Genomic DNA, 3,611 nt, shown 5'->3' on the forward strand with positions numbered 1-3,611 from the left:
GGGTCTGGGTCCTGACCCGGACCCCGGACCCCGGACCCCCGCCAGGGATACGCATCGACTACGTGAGGGCCACCCGCGCGGCACGAAAATTGCCGCGCAGGTGGCCCTCACCGCTCAGATACGATAATGACGGCTCGCAGAGCAGCTCGGCACAGAGCTCACATAGCTCACAGAGCGCTCTCAGAGCGACATGTCACCCACTGCATCGACCCGGGAGCAGCCCGCGATGGCTCGACACCTCATCACCAGCGCCCTTCCCTACATCAACGGGATCAAGCACCTGGGCAACATGGTGGGGTCCATGCTCCCGGCCGACGTCTACGCACGCTATATGCGCCAGCGCGGCCATGACGTGCTGTACATCTGCGCGACGGACGAGCACGGCACCCCCGCCGAGCTGGCCGCCAAGGAGGCGGGTCTGCCGGTGGGCGAGTTCTGCGCGCAGCAGCACCACGCGCAGAAGGCGGTCTACGACGGCTTCAGCCTGGCGTTCGACTACTTCGGCCGCAGCTCCTCCGCGCAGAACGTGGAGATCACGCAGACCATCGCGCGCGAGCTGAAGGCGAACGGCTTCATCGAGGAGCGTTCGATCCGCCAGGTGTACTCCAACGCCGACGGCCGTTTCCTCCCCGACCGCTATATCGAGGGCACCTGCCCGCACTGCGGGTACGACAAGGCGCGCGGCGACCAGTGCGAGAACTGCACCCGTGTGCTGGACCCGACGGATCTGATCAATCCGCGTTCGGCGATCAGCGGCAGCAGTGACCTGGAGGTGCGCGAGACCAAGCACCTGTTCCTGCTCCAGTCGAAGCTGGCGGGGGAGGTCGCGGCGTGGGTGGACGAGCACGGTAAGGACTGGCCGACGCTCGCGTCGTCGATCGCCCGCAAGTGGCTCAATGAGGGGCTTCAGGACCGGGCGATCACCCGTGATCTGGACTGGGGCGTACCGGTGCCGGCCGACACCTGGCCGGATCTCGCAGCCGAGGGCAAGGTCTTCTACGTATGGTTCGACGCCCCGATCGAGTACATCGGCGCGACGAAGGAGTGGTCGGACCTGGACCCGGCGAACCGCGACTGGAAGTCGTGGTGGTACGACGTGGACCAGACGGTCCGCTACACCGAATTCATGGCCAAGGACAATGTCCCGTTCCACACGGTGATGTTCCCGGCGACGCTGCTGGGCACCCGGGACGCGTGGAAGAAGGTCGACTACGTCAAGGCGTTCAACTGGCTGACGTACTACGGCGGCAAGTTCTCGACTTCTCAGAAGCGCGGGGTGTTCACCGATGCCGCGCTGGAGCTGCTGCCCGCCGACTACTGGCGCTACTTCCTGATGGCGAACGCGCCGGAGTCGGACGACACGTCCTTCACCTGGGAGCACTTCGCCGCCACGGTCAACAAGGACCTGGCGGACACCCTGGGCAACTTCGTGAACCGCGTGCTGTCGTTCTCCCGTAAGCGGTTCGGTGACGAGGTCCCGGCCGGGAAGGCCGCCGGGGAGGCCGAGGCGCGCCTCGGGGAGGAGATCGCGCGGCTGCTCGCGGAGTACGAGGAGTACATGGACGCGCTGCAGTTCCGCAAGGCCGCGGCGGCGCTGCGGGCCCTGTGGAGCGCGGGCAACTCCTATCTGGAGGAGAAGGCTCCCTGGCTGGAGATCAAGACCGACCAGGAGGGCGCGGCCCTTACGCTCCGTACGGCGATGAATCTGATCCATCTGTACGCGGTCGTCTCGGAGCCGTTCATCCCGGCCTCCGCGCGGGCCATGCGGTCGGCGTTCGCGCTGGCGGACGACACGGCGCCCTGGGTGGGCCAGGAGGAGGCCAAGGCGCTCGCCTCCGTCCCGGCCGGTACGGCCTTCACCGTGCCGCCGGTGCTCTTCGCCAAGATCACCGAGGAGGACCTGGAGTCCTACCGGGTGCGCTTCGGCGGTGCGCCGGAGCAGGCGGGCGGCGGGGCGTCGACCGGGGTGGAGACCGAGGGCAAGCCCGTCGAGTGACGACGGGTAACGACGAGCGACCCGGGACTTGAGAAGGGGTGGCGGGCCCGGCCCGCCACCCCTTCGCACCGTTGATCGCTCGACAACCGTTCGTTTAACGCGTTCGACCAACCTGTGGAGTCCATCCGTAGGGAAGTCGAGGAGCGCAGTGCCCGACGCACCACGTGTCACAGTGACGGTCCACGGCCCCGACCCGCTCTCGCGGGCCGGGGTCGTGCGTCATCTGCGGCACCAGCCCACCGTCGAACTGATCCACCGTCCACGTCCGTTCAGCGACGAGCCGCGCGGCACCGTCGCCATCATGCTCGCCGAACGCCTTGACGCCCGCGCGGGCGCCGAGCTGCGCCGTCTGGTGCGGGGCGGCGAGCAGCGGGTGGTGCTGGTCACGGGCGAGTTGCGCGAGACGGAGCTGATGACGGTCGTGGAGTACGGCGTACGGGCCGTGCTGTGGCAGCACCGGGCCACGCCGAGACGTCTGCTGCGCGCCGTACACCGGGCCGCCCGCGCGGAGCGGACGGACCCGTGCGGTGTGGACCAGCGGCTGACCGAACACTTCGTGTACTAGTTTCGGGTCCGTACAAGCGGCGAGACGCAGGTCACACTCATACGCCCGTCCGGCCGTCACATCTCGCCGAGCCGCTCCGTCAGTGCTGTGTAACCGACAACACGGCAAGGAGATCACCATGGACGCCAGGCTCAACTACTACGGCAACCCCGTCGCGGCCAAGTTCGCGAAGTACATCAACTCGGCGGGCAAGGTCGTCGGCGACTCGACCCTGCCGGCCGCGACGCAGGAGCTGGTGAAGATCCGCGCCAGCCAGATCAACGGCTGCGGCTTCTGCACCGACATGCACACCAAGGACGCCGCGCACGCCGGGGAGACCTCGGTACGGCTCAACCTGATCGCGGCCTGGCGGGAGGCCAAGGTCTTCACCGAGGCCGAGCGGGCCGCCCTGGAACTGACCGAGCAGGGCACCCGTATCGCCGACGCGGCCGGCGGGGTCACCGACGAGGCCTGGGCGAACGCCGCCAAGCACTACGACGAGGACCAGCTCGCCGCCCTGGTGTCCCTCATCGCCCTGATCAACGCCTACAACCGGATGAACGTGATCATCCAGCAGCCCGCCGGCGACTACCAGCCCGGCCAGTGGGGCTGATCCCGGTTTACAGGTCCGTGCCGTCGTGGGTCGTGTCGGGGTCGACGCCCAGGGTGAGGGTGCCGATGACGCCCTTCTCGATCCGGCCCTTCTTGTACTTCAGGGTGAGCAGCCCGCCCTGGGCCCCGTTGCCGGGGTAGATCGTGTCCTCGTCGAGGGTCGTGCGCTCGGTGGTGCTGGTGCTGTACGGGGCGACCTCGGCGGAGGCGAGCACCGCCTCCTCGGCGAAGAAGAGCTGACCGGTGTGGCAGGTGTGACCGCCCTCGTATCCGGAGTCGGTGAGGGCGCCGCCGACGTGGACCTTGGTGTGGATATGCACACAGCGGCCCCGGTACCAGCCGGGGAAGACGGTGCGGAACTCGACGAAGCCGTGCTGGTCGGTGAGCTGGGTGCCGCGCAGATAGCGCTTGTCGTCGGTGGGCTCCTGGTGCCCGCCGCCCCCGCCCGGCGGGGTGCCG

Annotated in this window: 4 protein-coding genes; 3 read left to right on the forward strand and 1 reads right to left on the reverse strand. The window is 68.4% G+C overall.

Annotation, left to right across the window (positions count from 1 at the left end):
- Window positions 1-226 precede the first annotated feature (226 nt).
- The 3 genes from metG (at window position 227) to CCN51_RS35875 (ending at window position 3,153) form a co-directional block, all read left to right on the forward strand.
- Entirely contained in the window at window positions 227-1,996 is a 1,770-nt protein-coding gene (metG, locus tag CCN51_RS35865; protein WP_014178066.1) for a methionine--tRNA ligase, read from the forward strand.
- Window positions 1,997-2,144: 148 nt separating this feature from the next.
- The gene (locus tag CCN51_RS35870; protein WP_014178065.1) at window positions 2,145-2,561 is read left to right on the forward strand and encodes a hypothetical protein; all 417 of its coding nucleotides are present in this window, start codon (window positions 2,145-2,147) and stop codon (window positions 2,559-2,561) included.
- A gap of 118 nt (window positions 2,562-2,679) precedes the next feature.
- Entirely contained in the window at window positions 2,680-3,153 is a 474-nt protein-coding gene (locus tag CCN51_RS35875) for a carboxymuconolactone decarboxylase family protein (protein WP_014178064.1), read from the forward strand.
- A 7-nt stretch (window positions 3,154-3,160) separates the two neighbouring features.
- On the opposite strand, the gene CCN51_RS35880 is transcribed toward CCN51_RS35875, so the two are convergent.
- Window positions 3,161-3,611 (reverse strand): peptidase associated/transthyretin-like domain-containing protein (locus CCN51_RS35880; protein ID WP_483883460.1); only part of this gene is annotated, 451 nt, incomplete at its 5' end.

This window comes from Streptomyces milbemycinicus (genome assembly GCF_002154605.1).
GTDB lineage: Bacteria > Actinomycetota > Actinomycetes > Streptomycetales > Streptomycetaceae > Streptomyces > Streptomyces milbemycinicus.